Consider the following 19,040-nt stretch of genomic DNA (forward strand, 5'->3'; position numbering starts at 1 on the left):
TAAAAATAGAGGTGAAAAATATGGCAAGACATGCTGAGCATAAGAAAGTTAGGAAAGGTCGCGTTTTTGGCACAATTCTGCTTTTGCTCGTTTTAGTACTATTAGTTTTTGGAGTTGTAGGCTTTTTTCAATATAAATCTAGCTTAAAAGAAGCGGAAGCAGACAATGCGTTAAAGGAATTTACATTTAATGGTGAGAAGCCTTCTGGTGATAGTGTAAACATTCTATTTATCGGTAGTGACTCGCGAGGTGAGGATCAAGGTCGTTCAGATTCACTAATGATTGCGCATTATGACAAAAAGAAGAAAGAGCCTAAAATTGTTTCGCTTATGCGCGATACATATGTAGATATTCCAGGACACGGCAAAAATAAAATCAACGCGGCTTATTCCTACGGTGGGCCAGAACTTGTGCGTCAAACGGTTAAGGAAAACTTCGGAATTGATTGCAATTACTACGTTGTGACAAGTTTTGAAAGCTTCCCGAAAGTCATTGATACGCTTGCGCCAGATGGGATTGAAATTGACGCGGAAAAAGATATGTCGCAAAATATTGACGCTAACATAAAAGCCGGCAAGCAAAAAATGGACGGTCATACACTCCTTCAATATGCTCGCTTTAGAAAAGATGAAGAGGGCGATTTTGGACGGGTAAGACGCCAACAACAAGTGCTTGCGGCTGTGAAAGATCAGGCGATTACGGCAACGAGCGTGTTTAAATTACCGAGCGTGCTCGGCACCGTGCAAGGCTACACTACAACGGATTTACCAACTTCTCTTGTGCTTAAAACGGGGCTGGACTTCGCACTTGGCAGAACGTCTGACTTGGAGACACTCACAGTTCCTGTGAAGGGCACTTGGGAAAATCAGCGCATTTCGGGCGCTGGGGCGGTGCTGCGAATTGATATTGCGAAAAACGCAGCCGCGATTCAAGATTTCATCAAATAGGAGGTTATCATGAAACCTGAAATTGTCAAACAAGGGGATAAATTGATTTTTCGTGCGATGCAAACAATTGATGCGCCGATGACTTCTTGCTTTGAGCTAGTATCTACGACGGAAGGTCTCGGAAAATGGTTTGCTGAACTCGAAATGGGGCAGCTTTCAGCGGACGGCTATTTGCTTTTTAAAATGACGGAAACCGAAAAAATTGAAATGCCTATTTTAGAATTCGAGGAAAATGTGGCGCTTGGTTTTGCTTGGGATAACGATGCGGTCTACTTTCGTTTTGCCCCGTTAAGCGAAAATGAAACGCAGCTTATTTTCACCGAAGAAATCGTACAAGTAACCGATCATACGCCGCGCGACTTGGCTGGCTGGACAATCTGTCTTGATGCGTTCAAAAAAGCGCTTGAAGGTGAAGAATTTACGTTTGATAAAGCCTATTCTGACGTTTTGTATGAAGAATATCGAAAAAAATTAGTGGAGTGGCTTAATTAAGTCGCTTCACTCTTTTTTATTCCCAATCGTTCTCTTCCTATTAGGCGTGTTTATTTTGCAAAGTCCTGCAAAAAATTTAAAAAAGTATTTAAGTTCATGTATAATGGGTAAAGACAACATGAAAGGGAGTGGAAATTTTGAAAAAATGGAACTGGACTAGGATATTAGCCATTTTCGTACTTGTAACTTTATTAGTGTCAATTGTCTACGCTACGGTTAACTTAATTTTAACACCAGCCGACGCTTATCTTGGCGAAGGAGAAAAAACGCGCGGAGATTACACATTAATGATTTTACAATGTATTCTTGGTGTTGTCGTGCTCTTTTTACCATCTATGTTAAGTAAAAGAATGAAGTTCGAAATACCTGATGCGATGTATATTGTCTTTATAATTTTCCTTTATTGCGCTATTTATTTAGGTGAGGTACAAAGTTTTTATTACTTAATTCCAAATTGGGACACGATTTTACACACGTTTAGTGGTGCGATGCTCGGGGGACTTGGTTTTTCTATCGTCAACTTGCTAAACAATAACGAAAATGTTTCGTTAAACATGAGCCCGTTTTTCGTGGCACTGTTCGCGCTTAGTTTTGCAGTATTCCTTGGTGTTTTATGGGAATTCTATGAGTTCGGAGCCGATTCATTAGGCATGAACATGCAAAAAACAATGCTTGAAAATGGGACGCCGCTTGAAGGACATGCTGCAGTTGCGGATACAATGGGTGACCTATTTGTAGACTTCTTAGGTGCGCTCGTCATTTCGATAATTGGCTATATTTCGATACGCAAGAAAAAAGGCTGGATGTCGAAATTTGAATTTAAAAAAGTAGTCAAAAAATAACGGTTAGATGGCAAATGGTGAACTTCAAAATCTCTGAAGTTTACCATTTGCCTATTTTATAATGGGCACCTTTTTATCCGCTTTGCGAAGGATTTTGTTTAGAAATCTTGTTCACGTGGTAGTGATGCAAATAACGAGGGAAGGTGACCAAAATGAAACAAATCGTATTAAAAGCTAGACCTACAGGCAAACTGAGCGCAGATTTATTTGAGACAAAAGAAGTTCGTTTAAATGGCCTGCATGACGGGGAGTTACACTTGCAACTTGTTTACCTTTCTGTTGACCCCTATTTGCGCGGCAGAATGAATGCGGACTCGTCGAATATGCCACCATTTAAAATTGGGCAGCCTATGAAAAGCAGCGGCGTTTTGCGTGTGGTTCGCTCCGCTAGTCGCGATTTTGCGGAAGGCGATTTTGTGGTGGGGCAAGTTCCGTGGCAAGAGGAAGTCATTCTTTCTGAGGGGAAAGTGCGCAAAATTGATACGGGCGTTATTTCGGCGAAAGCGTATCTAGGCGTAATAGGAATGACTGGGCTAACGGCTTATTTTGGCTTACTCGATATTGGACAGCCAGAGAAAGATGAAACGGTTGTTGTGAGTGCGGCGGCGGGGGCAGTTGGGTCTACGGTCGGTCAAATTGCTCAAATTAAGGGCGCTCACGTAATTGGTATTACCGGTACGGACGATAAAGCGCGCTATTTAGTCAAAGAGATTGGGTTTAATGCGGCGGTGAATTATCGTGATCCGAATTTTGCCGAAAACTTGAAGCGGGCGTGTCCGAACGGAATTGATGTTTATTTTGAGAATGTTGGCGGCGAAATTAGTGACACTGTCTGGCCGCTCCTCAACAATTTTGCGCGTATTCCGGTGTGTGGTACGATTTCGAATTACAATTTGCCGGCAGAAGATGATGTGGGGCCTCGCATTCAGCGCTATTTGATTCAAGCGAATGCGCGTATGCAAGCTTTTTCCGTGACAAATTATCAGGCGGATTATAAAGAGGCGACGAAACAGCTTGTTAAGTGGCTTGAGGAAGGGAAACTCACGCATAAGGAAACGGTTTTAAAAGGCTTTGACCAAATTGTTCCGGCATTTCTTTCATTATTTGAAGGGAAAAATATCGGGAAAATCATTGTGGAAATGGCCTAGCGCTTGCTGGGCTTATTTTTAAGGAGGAAATTATGGCTTACGTTGATTTATCGCATACAATTGGGGGGCGCTCGCCTGTTTATCCGGGGGACAGTGCGACAAACATTGTGCAAACTCGTTTTTTTGAAAAAGATGGTTATGTGATTCATGAAGTGGAAACGAATTTGCATGTTGGAACGCATGTTGATATGCCGATGCACCTTGTGCCGGATGCTCGTTTTGCAGCGGCTTTTCCGGTCGAAGCATTTACTGGGAAGGCCGTCTTATTTGATGTGCGCGGGCTGTCAGAAATTGACTGGCAGACTCAATTTGAGTGCGTGAAACCGGGCGACATCGTTTTGTTTTACACGGGATTTGATGCTTATTACGGCGAAGAAAAATATTATACGCAGCATCCGATTTTAACGGAAAATTTGGCGAAGATGCTTGTGGAAAAGCAAATCAAGATGGTCGGAATCGACACCCCCTCGCCTGATTTTGCCCCGTTTATCGTGCATCAAACGCTACTTGCGGCAGGCATTTTTATTTTGGAGAACCTAACAAATTTACACGCCTTACTTTCAGCTCCCGAAGTCGAATTGCATGCGGTCCCGCTCAAAATTGAGGCTGAGGCAAGCATCGTTCGCGCGTACGCAAAAATCTAGTTTTAATCCAAATATATGACAAACCTAAAAATTGATAGTATGCTTTTTAAGAAGGGGGGATGTCAACATGAAGAAATTCGCACAGGAATTTAAAGATTTTGCACTGAAAGGAAATGTGCTCGATTTGGCAGTCGGTGTTGTAATCGGGGCTGCGTTCGGAAAAATTGTGGCTTCGCTTGTCGACAACATTATTATGCCACTTGTTGGGATGATTTTAGGCGGTGTCAGCTTTGAAGACTTGCACGTTGTTGTAGGCTCTGCGGACTTAAAATACGGGTTGTTCATTCAATCTGTTGTTGATTTTGTCATCATTGCGCTCTCACTATTTATTTTTATCAAAGTCCTGATTGGTCTCTCGAAGCGTCGCGGCGAAGAAGAGGCAGAAGCACCAGTAGAAATTACCAAATCGGAAGAATATTTAAAAGAAATTCGCGATTTGTTGCAAAATAAGAAAGAGGTTTAACTTACATAAACGAGGTCACTCCTTTAGGAATGACCTCGTTTTTTAGATTGAATTACATGAATCACACGTTCAAAGTCTTTTTTCGCTACTGGCGTATTTTGGTTGCCGTAAAGCCAATTTTCATAGGTTGTTGTTAGTTCTTGGAAGCCGTCAAGTTTTGTGCGTGCTGCAAAGGCAGATAATGTTTCGCTCGGTTCGCGAATGTATCCGTAATTTTTAAGCAGGTGTAGCAATTTGAGGTAGCTCGTTTCGAAAGTCCATTTTTCTTTTTGAATAGCACGCTTGAACCAGAAAAGCTGAATTTGTTTGCGGAAGATGAAAATCATCAAGGCAATCAAAACGGTTGTGCCAAAAATGCTCCAGAAAATCAGTCGCGGGTTGATGGCTGTTTTTTCAGTAGAAGTCGTATCTTTTTTTGTTTGAGTTTGTCCCGTATCCGTTCCTTGCTCGGCGTTTTTACGTTGTTCAGTGGTTTCTTCTTGAGCGCCTTTTTGCGTGTCCTCAGAACTACTTGGTGCGTCGCTTGTCACTTGACGCTCTTCAGTTGAATCAATGAATTCTTCTGGGTTTTGGAAAGTTGCTGTCGGTTCAAATGGTACCCAGCCTGTTCCCGGGAAATAGACTTCTGGCCAAGAATGGGCGTTATTATTTTTGACGGAATAGAGCGTTTTATTGTTTTCGCTACGAATTTCATCACCAGAAGTAAACCCTTTTGAAAAACGTGCTGGAATGCCGATCGTACGTAGCATAACGACCATTGAGGTAGAAAAATTATCACAGTAACCGACTTTCGTTTCAAACAAAAACTGATCGACATAATCCGCATCTTGCGGTGTTGTTTTGGCATCTTCCGTACTGTATCTGAATCCACCTGTGAAACTTAAATAGTTTTCAATTGCTTTCACTTGGTCATACGTTGTGTCCGCGTTTTTTGTTACTTTTTCCGCTAGATTGCCCACACGTTTTGGCAATTCAGTTGGAAGTTGCGTATAAGCCGCCAAAAATTGGTCGGAAAGCTCGTTGAATTTCGCCGCTTTCATGAATTTTAGATCGTAAACGGGCTCAGCCACGCTCATCGAATAGCTCCTAATTTTCGCCGCAGGAGTCACTTTTTCGGTACTATCGGAAAGGGCAAAAGTCACTTCTTTACTGTTAAAAAAGGAATGTGTTCCATATGTGTAGACGAGATAATCGTTCGCGTTATCAAATTGGACGTCGAGCGTACTTTCCTTTGATTGATACTTGTCCGCTAACGCTAACGGGAAAGCTTCGGCGTCTTTGAAGTTTTCTACGTCAGTACGATTAGAAGTTGCCCAACCACGTCCAGTGTAGGCGCGTTTCGTCTCCACGCGGTAATAATGTTCTTTTTCAGCCCATACTTGGAAAACTTGCGAATGATCAGGCTTTAAAGCGCCGCCAAGTTCGGAGTCGTCCTCACTATAGCCGACCGTCCGTGTTGTATTCATACCAAGTGATTCGCGAATATAGGGAACCGGATCATTAAAAACTGGTTTTTGCTGTGGGAACAGCAAGGCGCTACCTAAAAATACCCCTAAAAGTGCAATAAGGGCCACGTGATAAAATATCGGACGCTTTTTGTCTGTCAATCCGCTTAATCGATTCGGCGTCTCCAGTCGTTTGGACAGCGCAAAATGAAGCAGCAAGAAGCCAATAATGACGGTTCGCACTAAAGCCATTTGACCGGCGTATTCAGTAAATGTGTTGACGACGGCGATGTAGGCCACGGTTAACGCAAGCACGCTCATAATCCGCTGTTTTTTTAAAAGTGTAAAGCTTGTAATGTAGTTAAGAAGCCAAATGGCGACAAAGAAAATGAGTGTGATGAACGCCATGCTAATATCGTAGGCGTTGAAAGCAAATAGGTCGCGGAAGCCAGACTGAATAATTTGCACGAACGTGCCTAAAAAGCCGAGTTCAAATGGATGTCCGTCATTGAAGTAAATCCCCATCAAGAAGTAAATGAGCAAAAGATGGAGCGGCAAGGTCGCATAAAAGCGCCAGCCGAGGAAAAACATGCCAAGTGAAAGCGCGACGTAAATAATCATGTAGAGCGGGTTGGTTAAATTTGTAAGGAAAATGAACGGATAAACCCATTCTGAAATGAGCAAGATGGACAAAATGTAGAGGATAATCGTCAGCAACTTTGCACGCATCACACGCCACCCCCCGACTCAAGCGAATCTTTCCGCAAGTAAATAGCGTTTTGGGAGAGCTCTTGTTTGTCTAAAATGGAGATTAGCGTCATTCGCCAATTGGACTTACTTGCCACCTGAAGTAGCGCATTTGAAATGACTGGCGCAAAAATAAACGCGTCCTTCTGCCATTTTAGTAGCGCCTGCAATTCTTGCATTAAAACCGCTTCATCAAGCGGCTCCAATTCAGCAAACACATGCGACATCTCAGCGATGCGATTTTTATCACGGCTAAAGTCAAACGAACGGCCATTTTCGCCTAAGATGGTGATGCGCACTTCAGCGCCGTCTTCGAGCATTTTACGCGAAAAAGAATAAGCCGCACGTAAGGCGTGTTCAAAATTTTCATGGACGCTACCGAAAAAAATAATTTGCATTTTATGCGCGCTACTATTTTCAAATTCACGTGTCATCATCGTGTTTGTTTTGGCCGTACTTTTCCAGTCAATCCATGTCATTCTGTCACCGGGAATGAATTCGCGCAAACTGTGAAGAGAGTCGTTCTTATGCAAAGTCCAGTACGGCGCGTTTGCATCTCGGTCAGGATTCGCCGCACCAAGTTTTTGCAAAATATTCGGAAAGTAAGTTGGATAAATCGTCACATGCTCTTCCTCACCAATTTGCGAGCTCCGTTCAATTAAACCAAATGCGTCACTTGTTTCAGCTGTGATGGTCGAAAAAGTGTGACGTCCTCGTGTTGCACGAAATGGTTTAATGGCGACTTCAACATTTTTTTTGAAAAAAGGATAGAGGGTTTGTTGGCGCGCATGATGGGCACCAAAAGAAGCTGGTATTTTCTGTTCAATAAGCAAATAGCCAACCGGAAATCGACTTTTACGACTAAAATGAAGCTTCATTTGCACAAAATCCCCGTCAAAATATTCCTTTTTTGGAAAAACACGATGAACGTGCCAATTTTTAAGACGATACACCGCCGAAAAAATTAAAAAGAGCATGACAATTGAAAAGAAATATGTTAAAAACCAGCTCGCTGTATCACCTTGAAATAAAGTGTATGTAATAAGCGTCGCATAGAGGAGGAGAAGCATCAACCACCTAGAAAAAAGCAGCAGCCTAGTTCTAAGCATGAGAAGACCTCTTTTCAACTGGAATTGGAACGGAATTTAGCACATCTTGAATGACATCAGCTTGCTTGACAGCTTGATAAGTCGCTTCAGGCGTGAGTAACAACCGATGTTCAAAAACAAATGGCGCCAAATATTTAATATCATCAGGCATGACAAATTCGCGTCCTTTAAGAAAGGCATAACTTTTAGCTGCCATCATCATCGCAATCGTTCCACGCGGACTAACGCCAAGCGAAACCGCAAAATGAGCACGAGTCGCATGGACCAAATCCACAATATATTGCTTCAATTCCGTACTAATTTGTGTCGCTTGACTTGCTTTTTTTAAACTTAAAAGATCGGTTAAATGAATCACTGCTTCCGCTTCCAGCAGAGTGTCCTCGCTTTGTTTCTCAGAAAGAAGCGCAAGTTCTTCCTCAGCGCTTGGGTAGCCCATTTCAATTTTCAAAAGAAAACGGTCGAGCTGTGCTTCAGGTAGCGTATACGTTCCTTCATATTCAATCGGATTTTGTGTGGCCATAACAAAAAACGGGTCAGCAAGTGGTCTTGTAACCCCATCAACCGTAACGCTTTTTTCAGCCATGCCTTCTAATAGGGCGGCTTGCGTTCTAGGCGCGGTGCGATTAATTTCATCAGCTAAAATGATGTTCCCCGTAATCGGTCCCGGACGAAATTCAAATTCGCGTGTTTCGGGATTAAATACGGAAATACCTGTCACGTCAGAAGGCAACAAATCAGGCGTAAACTGGATGCGCTTGAAATTCACATCTACTGATTTAGCAAGCGTGCGCACAAGCATTGTTTTTCCAACGCCTGGAACATCTTCAATTAAAACATGCCCGCCAGCAAAAAGTGCCGTTAAACTTAATTCAATAACGTGGCGTTTTCCCACGATAACTTTTTCAACTTCGGAAATAATTTGCTCAATTTGATTAAATGGTGAAGTCATTACAAAGGCCCCCATTTCATTTTTACTAATAAAATAAGTATATGCTACTATGATATTGATGTAAAAGAATTTTAATTTAATTTTTTCTAAAGATTTTTTTAAAAAGAATAGGTGTTGCTTGTACGCTTAAAAACCTTTAAAATGGTATAGAAGAAAATGAATGAGAAGAGGCTGAATAATGACGAAGAAATCCATTTACGGATTAACGTTTGATGATTTAACGGAATGGTTTTTAGACAAAGGACAAAAGAAATTCAGAGCGACACAAGTGTGGGAATGGCTTTATCGTAAACGTGTAGGCTCATTTGATGAAATGACGAATGTCCCGAAAGAAAGCATTGAAATTTTGAAAGAAAACTTTGTCTTAAATAATCTAGAAGAACAAATTGTGCAAAAATCAAATGATGGCACAATCAAATATTTATTTAAATTAGAAGATGGCAACTTAATTGAAACGGTGCTTATGAGTCATGAATACGGCTTATCGGTCTGTGTTACGACACAAGTCGGCTGTAATATCGGCTGTACGTTTTGTGCAAGCGGACTTTTAAAGAAGCAACGCGACCTAGACGCAGGGGAAATCGTATCGCAAATTATGAATGTGCAGCGCTACTTAGACGAGCGTGATAATGACGCCCGCGTAAGTCATGTCGTCGTGATGGGAATCGGCGAACCGTTCGATAACTACGACAATGTCATGAGCTTTTTGCGCGTTGTGAATCACGACAAAGGGCTTGCAATTGGCGCGCGCCACATCACCGTTTCAACCAGTGGACTCGCACCGCGCATTAAAGATTTCGCAAACGAGGACTTCCAAGTCAACCTGGCCGTTTCCTTACATGCACCGAACAACGATATTCGGACGAAAATCATGCGAATTAATCGGACGTTCTCGATTGAAACGCTCATGGAAGCAATCGAATATTATATCGAGAAAACCAATCGCAGGGTAACCTACGAGTATATTATGTTGCGTGATGTCAATGACTCCAGACAAGAAGCGCAAGAACTCGCCAATTTACTCAAAAACCATAAAAAGCTCGCCTATGTCAATTTAATCCCGTACAACCCAGTCGATGAGCACAATCAATACGAACGAAGCAAAAAAGAAGACGTCCTCGCTTTCTATGACGTCCTGAAAAAGAACGGCATTAATTGCGTTATCCGCCGTGAACACGGCACCGATATTGATGCTGCATGCGGTCAACTTCGCAGCAAACAAATTAAACGCGTCGGCATTCGCGAACGTATGCGCGAGAAAAAGGCGCTTGAAAACCAATAATTAAGATTACCACCCTTTAAAAGTTGAATTTTGAAGGGTGGTTTTGTTTTGGAGCGGAAGTGACCAACAATTTAAAGTTCATTGTACACCATTTTTAAAAATTCACGAAAAAGACACATTTTAAGTGTTGAAGTATGGTACACTGAACAAGAAAAAAAGGTGGAAAAGTTGTCAAAGTACATTAAAATGAGTACCAATCCAATCAATTAAAGATAAAGTTGACGGATACTGAGAAGAATGCAAGTAACCGATTTCTTGGGGTTTTGTGTGCTTATATTGAAAAGAGTTGTATATAAATAAAAAGAGGAGAATCGATTGAAGATGAGTAAAATTGCTTCCAATACTAGTTCAGCGCAATCAGCAGTATCTGATGTTAAAAATGTTTCGATTGATAAAGGAGACCAAGTTTCTTTCGGGAAAAGTAACTTGGTCAGTATGAAAGCGGGTAAAAACGTTAGTAACCAATTGTTAACAGATTTAGTAGATTTAGTGGAGTGTGTCCAAGAACAAAGTGAAAAATTTCCTAAAATTGCCGAATTGATGGCCTTGCAGGACAGTCATATTAATTTTTAAAGGGTGGGGAAAGTTGAAGGAAACTAGCAATGCTTACGAACGAGTAACGTATAATCAATGCATTATGCAAAAAGAAAATCAGATTGACCTGCTAGGAGAGAACCAAAAAGAAGTAGAAGACTTACTTTATCGATTAGATGAAGATTTACAAACGGGTTTTCGCCGTTTGAGAGATTTAAATGATTCACAGTTGAAAGAGGTACAGAGCGTATTTTATCAGGTTCAACAAAGAAATGAAGACCTAGAGAGAAGATTTCGCCAACAAGTACGAGATACGCAGGAACAATTTACATACCTATTTATAAAAGAGATTCAAAAAATGAATGATGAACGAGAAGCACTATATAAAAAGAGGAGTGAAATCCCTTGGGACTGACTTATTCAAGCGATGATTCAGGGAAACTAATCCGAGCCTTGTCTAAAAATTTGGCAAGTGGGAAAGAAGCCATTACACAATTAAAAGCGGGTAGCCAAATAATTATTCAAGCTATAGATGGACATACATTATCAGGTGCAGCGTATACAGCTGGTAAAGGTTTGTTTACAGATTTAATCCTGCCTACGATTGAAAAAGTAACTGTTGCTTGTGATAGAATTGAAGAAGAGGCTCAAAAATATCAAGTAGCAGATCGGATTGTTGCAAGTGAAGGCTTCTTAGATGAAGACAACTTAACCCAACAATTAGAGATAAAGAAAGGTATGAAGGCATCAATAGATAACGCGGCAAATGTTATGAGTGTCCTGCCGAATACTTATTCGGTACAAGACTTGCTAGATACTGCACAAAGCCGAAAAAGAGAGTTAAATCAGATGTCTGAAACCCTTCAGCAAGATATTGAAGAGCTTCAGAAAAAAAATTAAAAAGTTATATGAATTTGATGGTCAGACGAAAAATCTTTTTAGTAATAGCTTAGATGAGATGAAGTTAGCGATGCAAGGAGTTACGGTTTTAAATAGTACGAAGGTTAATAGTGATGGTACGTATACATTACCTGCTGGGGTGGATAAAAGCTGGTTTTCTGAACTGAAAAGTAAAGATAAACAAGAAGAAATGGCACGCAAGGCAAAAAATGCAGCAATTAAAGAATTAAATAATTTATTTGAGAAAAATCCAATGGCTGCGATAGAGAAAGTTAAAAACAATGATCGTTTATTTAATTATGTAATTGGAGCTTTAGATAAGTTTCCAGAAGGGATTCAAAATGCAGCTTTAGGAGTCTTTATTGCACAAGAAAGCTGGGATAAGTTGCCCAAAAATGTGGCGACAAAAGTATTAAACAGTCCTAAATTTGCAACCTATTTGAGTGAGTCTTCAGTCGCGACACAGGCTCTTGTTTATGGTGGGCTAATCAAACTTAGTGAAAAAGGGTGGAGTGTTTTAGCACCGGTCGGTTACACGACTAAAATTTTATCTCAAACCAGTGAAGGGGCTAAAATCATTGCTGAAACTAAAGTAGGGTTGGAAATGTTTAAGAAACTGAAGCCCGTTTCTGAATTTATTAAAACCCATAAAGTAACGGCTGAAGGTATTGGTTATGTGGGCGATACCTTAAGTGTGACAGCTTACGCATATGATGAATATATTAATCCGCAAAGTCCAGCATACGGAGATACGAGTAAAGCTGTGTATGGAGGAATCAATCTATTTGTATTAAATACTGGTCCAATCGAAGGTGTACAATATGGAGGACCTGTAGGTGCTGGAATAGGAGCAATTAATTATTTTCTACAAGGTGGAGGAGTATCGGATATTCCAATTCTAAATAAAATAAAAGTTATAAAAAACAGTGATAACTGGCATACAACTTTTACTGAAAAAGATAAGAGGAAATGGTTAAATAAACAATATAAAAATTACGGGAAGCATGAAGCGAGTACACCAGATAAAGATTATAGAATCGGCGTACAGCCTTCAAGCGGCAGTATAAATTTTAATCCTGAAACATATGGAAAATCAAAACAAAATATTAGTGGAGTTAATCCTAATAAAGCTCCAAATGAAAGTTGGAATTTGAAATGAGTAAGAAGGATATAGTTGTTACTGGTGTTTCTTTTGAGCAGGCAAGTCGTGTCATCAAAAAGAAAGATATTTATGAGTTAATCCATGGAACTTCTGAGGCGAAATTTTCGATGGGATTAAAGAAGTTTTTATTTCTTATCGTAGGGCTATTCATGCCGATTATGATGTTTGTGACATACTTGCAAGGGCGTGATAATATGCTGGTAACTACTTTTTCTCGTACTATAGCAATTATCGTGTCACTGCTATTTATGGCAGAGATAATCTATTTTTATTTTAAAAGAAATAGCATCTTTGAATATTTTCGATATAAATCGTTTATTTACACAAGTATTAAGACGCTTTTCTTGTCATATGCATGTGGTTCGATAGGACAGGTTGATGAAGGTTATCTTTCAACCTTACTTACCATTGGTATGTTTATACCTGTTTGCTTAGTGTTATATGCACTTGTTGAAAGGAATATGGTCAAAAAAGTCATGAATCAATTACTACAAACAAATTATAAAGTTTCAAAAATTTTATCGATTTTTCTGAAACTTTCAGGAGTAGTGCTTGTTGTTGGGCTTTTCGCTGTAGTATTATACCGATTAAATAAGTGGTGGCTTATGGGAATGAGTTTTAACGGAGATGCGCTAAATATAAATGCTGCAGTATTAGTCATCGCAGGTGTTTTAATAATGCTATTAATTGCCTTGATTCCAACTTACGGCTGTTTTCGTGCAGAATTGTATGTAAAAACCCAATTAATTGAGAAATATTCAGAAGAATTCCGTGGAAAATATGGGTTTAGTGAAGAAGAATGGTATGGAGAAAAATAGTTGAAGTTGTTTTGGAAATTTAAAGGCTATAAGGAATAAATCTATTTTATGGAATACCGATTCATTAGAAGGTTTAAAACATGGTGGACTTGTTGGGGTGTAAAATGAAACTAACACAAATTTTGTTTAATAAACAAATACAAGATATTATTCAAAAGATTGATTTTGATCAAGCAAGTCAAGGATTAAATAGTAAGTATATAAAAAGAATCCTGAAACAAAAGTTGTTATTTGCACGATACACAATTTTTGCTATCGTCATTATCATTGAAATCTTATTAGCAAGTACTTTATCAGGATGGATAGTTAGCAACCCTATATCTGCTCTAGTCGAATGGTTAGTAGTTATATTTACGATTATCTATTTTTTAAAAATTAATTTAAAAAGCTTTTCTGAGAACTACTTAACAAGATTTTATTCTTGCTGTTCAATTATATTTAGCATCATCTCATTGATTTTTTCAGTGGGATTATGGATTGTATTAACGGCTTTTTCCGGGGGATTAAAGGATATTTACATGAACCAAATTTTAATTCAAACAGGCAGTGCTATAGTTGGTGCTGTTCTGGTCTGCTATGCAATTTATAAGTATCTCCTTTATCTAGAAATGAAGGAGCTGGCCGTTTTTGATAAAGGAGTAAAGATTCCTTTAATGGGGAGGATTATCGATAAGTTCATCTTTTATGGAATTATTATTGTAATCCTCGGAATGCAACTTTATCGAATGAATAAATTTTGGTTGTTAAATGACTCATCTTGGGTTTCTACGCTCGTCATACCCATAGGTCAAGTCCTTTTATGGGTTATTATCGCAGTTTTATTGATTGCGCTTCCCCTTCGATTTTTTTATCCAGAATTTGTGAAAAGCTACTTACTTCAGAAGTATAGTGAAAAATTCCGTGTTAAAACTGAGATGACAGAAAAATATTGGTATAGTGAGTGAAAACTAGAAGGGCTACCCAAATTTAGGCATCAGAGAAATGAGCGTGTGAATGGAAATTTAATTCACTAGTTTGGAATTATAGGCAAATATCAAAAAAGAAGATTCATAAGAACGTAAAGGCATTTCCAACTAGTTGGAAATGCCTTTACACTCTATAAATTTTGCATATTAAGAAAGATGAAATTATTGAAGCCGTAAAAATAAATAATAAAATTGGAAATGTTGCTTCTGGATTTATGAAAGGATTAGGCAGTATTTTTTGAATAAGAAAGGATAAAATGATGAAATCACCATGGATACCAGTATTTTATTATGAGGAAGAAAATAAAAATTATTTCTATAATACTCAGCGCAGAGTAATTTTACAACAATTCTTTCTGGGACAGTAAGAGTTGTTTTGTATGCACTTTTCGGATTGTTCATTATAAAAATATCAACACAGTATTTAGTAATTTTAAGTACTGTGCTAGGCATAGCAATTAGTATATTGTTAGTTATCTTGATTGACTTTGCTAGTAAAAAAAGTTTCTTTGGAGAGATAGCTCCGATAGATAAAATAGCTTTCTATTTTAAAGAAGGGGAGAAGCAGTTTTAAAAAATTATGTGGCTTAGCTTTTGGACACTTATGCTGGCCATAGGAAGTACTATAGTTCTTTACGTTTCTAATGGTGAGACCATTATATTTTTTGCTACATCTCTTTTTTGGATGTTACCACTTCCGTTGTTTGTTTTACAAAGACCTTTCAAACGCAGAAAAATATACGAACTTTATAAAAAAATAAATTACCTATTATTGATTAAAGCAGGAGGACACTAGTGCAGGCTTAACGGGAAGTGCGATAGAAACGGCAATAGCTGGACCAATTGGTACAGGGGTTAGATTTGTAATTGGAGTGATGGTTCAATGTTGTTTAATTTTGTGTATGACAACAAAGATGCAATAGTAGATACGGTAAAAGATATTGGGAATTCAATATCCGAAACAGTTGGTGACAGGATAGAAGCTATAAAAAATGCGAGAGGCTCAATTACAGGCTTTTTTGGAAATTTGGGTTCTGCATTTAATTAAAGAGGAAGTGTACTATGAAACATTTTGTTTTTCTATATCGTGAGAAAGAACTTTATTCGATATTTTTTGATGAGGAAAAAAAACAGTTTGTCAAATTAATTCACAAGAAGCGCAACTACTGGGTTTATACGATTCTATTTCTTATAGTGCTTTATGGCAGTCAATATATTAGCTCCATTTATAATTATGAAGATAATCTAGTTATGAAATTACTACTACTCGTTTTAACTCTAGTACTCTCTTTTTTTGTTGCTCGAGTATACTATAAAAATTACTATGATATTACCAGTAAACGTGAAATGAGCTATTCTGATAATAGCATTAAAGACCTTATGAATGATGCCAAGAATCAAAGTGAGAAAGAATGGATAGTTTTAATTACGATAATAGTGATGTCTATCATAGTGAGCCTTTTATTCTTATATTTTGGATATATCATGGCATTAATATTTGATTTTTTATTGTTTTTTTTAGTTTGTACAGGTGTTTTTATGAAACCATTAAAGAAAAGAAAGATTGTATCGAATCATTTAAAGAAATGAGGCAAGAAGATGGAGATTTGGAAGCGTTGTGAGATTGCACAATGGATATATTAAATTGATGATCTTGAATCGAGCAAAATTAACTCTTGAAAGCTGCTGATAAAGTGTTATAATGGATATATTTCAAAAGCAAGTTAATAAGGGAGTGCCAAAAGTGGAAGTAACTTTTTTTGAAGCAGCGAGGAATTGTGCAAGTAAGGTTGCTGAGGTTATTAAATTTGATAAAAATGATGCGTTTGAAGCTAAAGTTGTGACATCTTATTTATTTGGGATGCTTACGATGCTTGGCTCGGAGATGGATGCCGATGGAAGTGAAATTCAGGCGAGCTTAGTCGCGGCGTTAGTTCATAATTTTCATTTTAGCGAGCAAGAAGCAGCTAAATTATCGAGTCACGCGATTCACTGTACAGAGAAAGCGAAACACCCAACGCAGTTTACGGTGATTGGACGCGGTTTAGAGGGTTACGTTGATTACTACAAAACGGGTGAATATAAAGAAATTCAAGAAGATGTTTCAAGCATCTTTGACATCGTGCGAGAGTGTCAACGAGAAAATATACAACAAGCTAGGTGAGGCAATCATCTAGCTTTTTTTGTTTAAAAGGAGCAGGTTTTATGCTGAAATTAAAACGGCTTTATGAACCAGCGGAAACAGAAGATGGTTACCGCATTTTAGTTGACCGACTATGGCCGAGAGGGGTTTCAAAGGAAAAGGCGAAACTAGATGAGTGGGCGAGAAATATGGCGCCGTCAAATGAAATCCGGACAGACTTTCATCATCAGAAGATGGATTTTCAAGCGTTTAAGGAAGGCTATTTGGCGGAGCTTTCAGGGAATCAATTCCGGATGGCTTTTTTAGACAAAGTGAGAAAAGAACTTGAAAAAGGAAATGTGACTTTTTTATTTGCAGCGAAAAGTGAAGAGGAGAACCATGCACGGGTGCTTTTAGAATGGGTTTCTGAAAATCTATAATTGACAATGAGAATCATTATCACTATAATCGAAGTAATGAATCGGCAAATTATAGGAGGAAAATGGATGATTATTGTTACTAACACAATTAAAGTGGAAAAAGGCTACGGGGATCAAGTGATTAAGCAATTTACTGGAGCTGATGGTTCTGGACACCCAACAAAAGATATTGCAGAAGTAGAAGGCTTTTTAGGTTTTGAATTGTGGAAGACGCATCTACCAGGGAGCGATTTTGAAGAGGTTGTGGTGACAAGTAAATGGGTGAGTGAAGCGGCGCAAAAAGTGTGGGTTAAAAGTGATGCTTTCAAAAAAACGCATGGTCGAACAAAAGATTCGCGCGAACAAAAACGTGACCGTAAAGGCATTTTAGGTAATGAGGTTGTCCAATATGAAGTTGTCCACATCCAAGAACCAGCTGCTCAAGTAGAATAGGAGGGCTCGGTATGGGGAAAGTAGCGGAAACCATTCGTGCGCGCCGTTCCATTAAGCAAGCAATTGAGGAACCAATTTCAAAACAATTTGTGCACAGTCTGATTGAAACGGCTTCCTTTGCACCGTTCCACAGCAAGCTTGAACCGTGGGAAGTTTATGTGGTGGAAAGTCCAGCGCAGAAGGAAAAATATGTAGAGGCTGTCGTACGGGCGACTTGTGAAAAACCAGAAGAGGCCCATAAAATTCGCGAAAGTACGATTAAAAAGATTGGAAAAGCACCAATAACACTCATTATTACGTCAAAAATCACGAGTGATGCGAAGAAAGACTTTGAAGCCATTGCGGCGACAAGTGCATTTATTCAAAATCTACAACTACTCGGTTGGGAAGAAAATATTGGCATGATTTGGCGAACGAATAAGTACATTTTCAACCCAACGTTTCAAGAGGTGTTAGGGATAAAACCAGACGAAAAAATCATTGGAACGCTACATTTAACTAAATTTGTTGAGGTTCCAAAGGCGAAAGCAAGGCGAGAAATAGCGTCTTATGTGCATGAATTGTAATTTAGGAGGTGATGAATGTGGCTGTACCTGCTAGAAGAACGTCGAAAGCGAAGAAAAATAAACGACGGACGCATAAAGGTTTAAGCGTACCAGGTTTGACTAAGAATCCTACGACAGGTGAATATCAAATGTCCCACCGGATTGCGCCGGACGGTACGTATAAAAATAAGCAAGTCTTATAAGAGTTCCCATTTTTGCGAAAAAGACGTTTTTTTCTTCGCAAAGATGGGTATTTTTTTTGTGTACGGCATGCTAAAATGGATTTTATAGGAATAGGACAATTCATGTAGAAATGAGGCCAATTGGAATGACAGATAATTTTGTGAAGCAAGAAGAGGCGCTGGAATCCTATGATGCAAAAAAATTTCGGACGCCAGACGGCTATACGAGCGATATTTTACTTTTTACGGTACAGGAGAGCAAATTGCATGTGCTTTTAATTGAAAGAAGCCGTTTGAATGCGGAAGGAAAGCCTAATATTGAAGGCGGAAAATGGGCGTTCCCGGGTGGATTTGTTGATCCGAATGAAGATGCGCATCAAGCGGGCATTCGCGAATTGGAAGAAGAAACGGGTTTAACCGATATTCCACTTACGGCGTTCGGTGTTTATGATAAACCTGGACGCGACCCGCGCGGTTGGATTATTACGCGTGCACATTATGCTTTTGTTCCGAAAGAAGCCCTTTTAAAACGAACTGCTCTAGATGATGCGGCAAACGTGGCGCTCGTTTCGGTAGACGAAGCATTCAAATTACCGCTTGCGTTTGATCATTTGGATATTTTGCGTGATGCCACTCATAAAATCAATCAGGAAATGCTTCTTTCCACGAAGGTCAGCGATTTTTTACCTGAATTTTTTACATCAGAGGAGTTGTATGAAGCTCTTCAGGGGTGTACTTTGAAAGATGCGATGCCGTCTTTTGAGGAATTTAATCATTATATTGAGCTTTTGCCTTTTCTTGAGCAAAGCGAAGATGGAAAATACTTTTTTAGCTCGGAAGCGAATGCGCATAGTATTTTCTTTTAAGGGGGA

24 protein-coding genes are annotated in these 19,040 nt (G+C 39.1%); 21 read left to right on the plus strand and 3 right to left on the minus strand.

Translation table 11 applies throughout. From position 1 onward, the window contains the following. Positions 1 to 20: 20 nt before the first annotated feature. The 6 genes from CFS60_RS07795 to mscL all read left to right on the plus strand — a co-directional run bounded on the left by CFS60_RS07795 (position 21) and on the right by mscL (position 4,536). The gene (locus CFS60_RS07795; RefSeq protein ID WP_088810205.1) at positions 21 to 947 is read left to right on the plus strand and encodes an LCP family protein; all 927 of its coding nucleotides are present in this window, start codon (positions 21 to 23) and stop codon (positions 945 to 947) included. Positions 948 to 956: 9 nt separating this feature from the next. Then, the gene (locus CFS60_RS07800) at positions 957 to 1,439 is read left to right on the plus strand and encodes an ATPase (RefSeq protein WP_088815706.1); all 483 of its coding nucleotides are present in this window, start codon (positions 957 to 959) and stop codon (positions 1,437 to 1,439) included. A 137-nt stretch (positions 1,440 to 1,576) separates the two neighbouring features. Next, positions 1,577 to 2,281 (plus strand): hypothetical protein, encoded by a 705-nt coding sequence (locus CFS60_RS07805; RefSeq protein ID WP_244169936.1) that lies wholly within the window; start codon positions 1,577 to 1,579, stop codon positions 2,279 to 2,281. A 152-nt stretch (positions 2,282 to 2,433) separates the two neighbouring features. Further along, positions 2,434 to 3,429 carry an NADP-dependent oxidoreductase gene (locus CFS60_RS07810; protein WP_088815705.1) on the plus strand — a complete coding sequence of 332 codons (996 nt, stop codon included), beginning with the start codon at positions 2,434 to 2,436 and terminating at the stop codon, positions 3,427 to 3,429. 32 nt (positions 3,430 to 3,461) lie between these two features. After that, complete coding sequence (locus CFS60_RS07815; protein ID WP_088839053.1) at positions 3,462 to 4,073, plus strand: cyclase family protein; 612 nt, start codon at positions 3,462 to 3,464, stop codon at positions 4,071 to 4,073. 67 nt (positions 4,074 to 4,140) lie between these two features. After that, on the plus strand, positions 4,141 to 4,536 hold the full coding sequence (gene mscL / locus CFS60_RS07820) for a large-conductance mechanosensitive channel protein MscL (protein ID WP_088810213.1): 396 nt from the start codon (positions 4,141 to 4,143) through the stop codon (positions 4,534 to 4,536). Between the two features lie 23 nt (positions 4,537 to 4,559). Here the strand turns inward: mscL and CFS60_RS07825 are convergent, their stop codons facing one another. Genes CFS60_RS07825 through CFS60_RS07835 form a run of 3 tightly spaced genes read right to left on the minus strand, consistent with a single transcriptional unit; the run spans position 4,560 to position 8,786 of the window. Further along, complete coding sequence (locus CFS60_RS07825; protein ID WP_088839054.1) at positions 4,560 to 6,710, minus strand: transglutaminase domain-containing protein; 2,151 nt, start codon at positions 6,708 to 6,710, stop codon at positions 4,560 to 4,562. Further along, complete coding sequence (locus CFS60_RS07830; protein WP_088815701.1) at positions 6,710 to 7,837, minus strand: DUF58 domain-containing protein; 1,128 nt, start codon at positions 7,835 to 7,837, stop codon at positions 6,710 to 6,712. Before CFS60_RS07830 ends, CFS60_RS07825 begins: the two co-directional genes overlap by 1 nt. Beyond that, on the minus strand, positions 7,830 to 8,786 hold the full coding sequence (locus tag CFS60_RS07835) for a MoxR family ATPase (RefSeq protein WP_088810218.1): 957 nt from the start codon (positions 8,784 to 8,786) through the stop codon (positions 7,830 to 7,832). The genes CFS60_RS07830 and CFS60_RS07835 overlap by 8 nt, the downstream gene beginning before the upstream one ends. A 178-nt stretch (positions 8,787 to 8,964) precedes the next feature. Here CFS60_RS07835 and rlmN point away from each other — a divergent pair, with 178 nt between their 5' ends. The 15 genes from rlmN to CFS60_RS07910 all read left to right on the plus strand — a co-directional run bounded on the left by rlmN (position 8,965) and on the right by CFS60_RS07910 (position 19,034). Next, positions 8,965 to 10,068 carry a 23S rRNA (adenine(2503)-C(2))-methyltransferase RlmN gene (gene rlmN / locus CFS60_RS07840; RefSeq protein WP_088810220.1) on the plus strand — a complete coding sequence of 368 codons (1,104 nt, stop codon included), beginning with the start codon at positions 8,965 to 8,967 and terminating at the stop codon, positions 10,066 to 10,068. Between the two features lie 321 nt (positions 10,069 to 10,389). Beyond that, positions 10,390 to 10,641 (plus strand): hypothetical protein, encoded by a 252-nt coding sequence (locus CFS60_RS07845; RefSeq protein WP_088815699.1) that lies wholly within the window; start codon positions 10,390 to 10,392, stop codon positions 10,639 to 10,641. A 13-nt stretch (positions 10,642 to 10,654) separates the two neighbouring features. Then, positions 10,655 to 11,017 (plus strand): hypothetical protein, encoded by a 363-nt coding sequence (locus tag CFS60_RS07850; protein WP_088815698.1) that lies wholly within the window; start codon positions 10,655 to 10,657, stop codon positions 11,015 to 11,017. Beyond that, the gene (locus CFS60_RS13960) at positions 11,008 to 11,502 is read left to right on the plus strand and encodes an LXG domain-containing protein (RefSeq protein ID WP_220387235.1); all 495 of its coding nucleotides are present in this window, start codon (positions 11,008 to 11,010) and stop codon (positions 11,500 to 11,502) included. The genes CFS60_RS07850 and CFS60_RS13960 overlap by 10 nt, the downstream gene beginning before the upstream one ends. 70 nt (positions 11,503 to 11,572) lie before the next feature. Next, on the plus strand, positions 11,573 to 12,661 hold the full coding sequence (locus CFS60_RS07855) for a hypothetical protein (RefSeq protein ID WP_220387236.1): 1,089 nt from the start codon (positions 11,573 to 11,575) through the stop codon (positions 12,659 to 12,661). Next, the gene (locus tag CFS60_RS07860) at positions 12,658 to 13,482 is read left to right on the plus strand and encodes a hypothetical protein (protein ID WP_088815694.1); all 825 of its coding nucleotides are present in this window, start codon (positions 12,658 to 12,660) and stop codon (positions 13,480 to 13,482) included. Before CFS60_RS07855 ends, CFS60_RS07860 begins: the two co-directional genes overlap by 4 nt. An 80-nt stretch (positions 13,483 to 13,562) precedes the next feature. Continuing rightward, positions 13,563 to 14,426 (plus strand): hypothetical protein, encoded by an 864-nt coding sequence (locus CFS60_RS07865; RefSeq protein WP_088815692.1) that lies wholly within the window; start codon positions 13,563 to 13,565, stop codon positions 14,424 to 14,426. A 904-nt stretch (positions 14,427 to 15,330) separates the two neighbouring features. Then, positions 15,331 to 15,495 (plus strand): hypothetical protein, encoded by a 165-nt coding sequence (locus CFS60_RS13845; RefSeq protein ID WP_159458299.1) that lies wholly within the window; start codon positions 15,331 to 15,333, stop codon positions 15,493 to 15,495. A 14-nt stretch (positions 15,496 to 15,509) separates the two neighbouring features. After that, positions 15,510 to 16,037, plus strand: coding sequence for a hypothetical protein (locus tag CFS60_RS07880; RefSeq protein ID WP_088839057.1), 528 nt, complete (start codon positions 15,510 to 15,512; stop codon positions 16,035 to 16,037). A 154-nt stretch (positions 16,038 to 16,191) separates the two neighbouring features. Further along, positions 16,192 to 16,611: an Imm48 family immunity protein gene (imm48, locus tag CFS60_RS07885; protein WP_088810222.1), complete on the plus strand. Its 420-nt coding sequence runs from the start codon at positions 16,192 to 16,194 to the stop codon at positions 16,609 to 16,611. A gap of 41 nt (positions 16,612 to 16,652) precedes the next feature. Then, positions 16,653 to 17,009 (plus strand): DUF488 domain-containing protein, encoded by a 357-nt coding sequence (locus CFS60_RS07890; RefSeq protein WP_088839058.1) that lies wholly within the window; start codon positions 16,653 to 16,655, stop codon positions 17,007 to 17,009. 66 nt (positions 17,010 to 17,075) lie between these two features. Further along, positions 17,076 to 17,441, plus strand: a complete 366-nt coding sequence (isdG, locus tag CFS60_RS07895) for a heme oxygenase IsdG (RefSeq protein ID WP_088825335.1) — start codon at positions 17,076 to 17,078, stop codon at positions 17,439 to 17,441. 11 nt (positions 17,442 to 17,452) lie between these two features. After that, the gene (locus CFS60_RS07900; protein WP_088815684.1) at positions 17,453 to 18,007 is read left to right on the plus strand and encodes a nitroreductase; all 555 of its coding nucleotides are present in this window, start codon (positions 17,453 to 17,455) and stop codon (positions 18,005 to 18,007) included. A 17-nt stretch (positions 18,008 to 18,024) separates the two neighbouring features. Continuing rightward, positions 18,025 to 18,189 (plus strand): 50S ribosomal protein L32, encoded by a 165-nt coding sequence (rpmF, locus tag CFS60_RS07905; RefSeq protein WP_088810228.1) that lies wholly within the window; start codon positions 18,025 to 18,027, stop codon positions 18,187 to 18,189. A gap of 125 nt (positions 18,190 to 18,314) precedes the next feature. Beyond that, the gene (locus tag CFS60_RS07910) at positions 18,315 to 19,034 is read left to right on the plus strand and encodes an NUDIX hydrolase (RefSeq protein ID WP_088810230.1); all 720 of its coding nucleotides are present in this window, start codon (positions 18,315 to 18,317) and stop codon (positions 19,032 to 19,034) included. Positions 19,035 to 19,040 lie beyond the last annotated feature (6 nt).

The organism is Listeria sp. ILCC792 (assembly GCF_900186135.1).
Lineage (GTDB): Bacteria > Bacillota > Bacilli > Lactobacillales > Listeriaceae > Listeria > Listeria goaensis.

Coding starts and splice junctions, on each gene's coding strand:
- CFS60_RS07795 (WP_088810205.1), top strand. CDS start 21: ATGGCAAGACATGCTGAGCATAAGAAAGTTAGGAAAGGTCGCGTTTTT.
- CFS60_RS07800 (WP_088815706.1), top strand. CDS start 957: ATGAAACCTGAAATTGTCAAACAAGGGGATAAATTGATTTTTCGTGCG.
- CFS60_RS07810 (WP_088815705.1), top strand. CDS start 2,434: ATGAAACAAATCGTATTAAAAGCTAGACCTACAGGCAAACTGAGCGCA.
- CFS60_RS07815 (WP_088839053.1), top strand. CDS start 3,462: ATGGCTTACGTTGATTTATCGCATACAATTGGGGGGCGCTCGCCTGTT.
- mscL (WP_088810213.1), top strand. CDS start 4,141: ATGAAGAAATTCGCACAGGAATTTAAAGATTTTGCACTGAAAGGAAAT.
- CFS60_RS07825 (WP_088839054.1), bottom strand. CDS start 6,710: ATGCGTGCAAAGTTGCTGACGATTATCCTCTACATTTTGTCCATCTTG.
- CFS60_RS07830 (WP_088815701.1), bottom strand. CDS start 7,837: ATGCTTAGAACTAGGCTGCTGCTTTTTTCTAGGTGGTTGATGCTTCTC.
- CFS60_RS07835 (WP_088810218.1), bottom strand. CDS start 8,786: ATGACTTCACCATTTAATCAAATTGAGCAAATTATTTCCGAAGTTGAA.
- rlmN (WP_088810220.1), top strand. CDS start 8,965: ATGACGAAGAAATCCATTTACGGATTAACGTTTGATGATTTAACGGAA.
- CFS60_RS07845 (WP_088815699.1), top strand. CDS start 10,390: ATGAGTAAAATTGCTTCCAATACTAGTTCAGCGCAATCAGCAGTATCT.
- CFS60_RS07855 (WP_220387236.1), top strand. CDS start 11,573: ATGCAAGGAGTTACGGTTTTAAATAGTACGAAGGTTAATAGTGATGGT.
- CFS60_RS07860 (WP_088815694.1), top strand. CDS start 12,658: ATGAGTAAGAAGGATATAGTTGTTACTGGTGTTTCTTTTGAGCAGGCA.
- CFS60_RS07865 (WP_088815692.1), top strand. CDS start 13,563: ATGGTGGACTTGTTGGGGTGTAAAATGAAACTAACACAAATTTTGTTT.
- CFS60_RS13845 (WP_159458299.1), top strand. CDS start 15,331: ATGTTGTTTAATTTTGTGTATGACAACAAAGATGCAATAGTAGATACG.
- CFS60_RS07880 (WP_088839057.1), top strand. CDS start 15,510: ATGAAACATTTTGTTTTTCTATATCGTGAGAAAGAACTTTATTCGATA.
- CFS60_RS07890 (WP_088839058.1), top strand. CDS start 16,653: ATGCTGAAATTAAAACGGCTTTATGAACCAGCGGAAACAGAAGATGGT.
- isdG (WP_088825335.1), top strand. CDS start 17,076: ATGATTATTGTTACTAACACAATTAAAGTGGAAAAAGGCTACGGGGAT.
- CFS60_RS07900 (WP_088815684.1), top strand. CDS start 17,453: ATGGGGAAAGTAGCGGAAACCATTCGTGCGCGCCGTTCCATTAAGCAA.
- CFS60_RS07910 (WP_088810230.1), top strand. CDS start 18,315: ATGACAGATAATTTTGTGAAGCAAGAAGAGGCGCTGGAATCCTATGAT.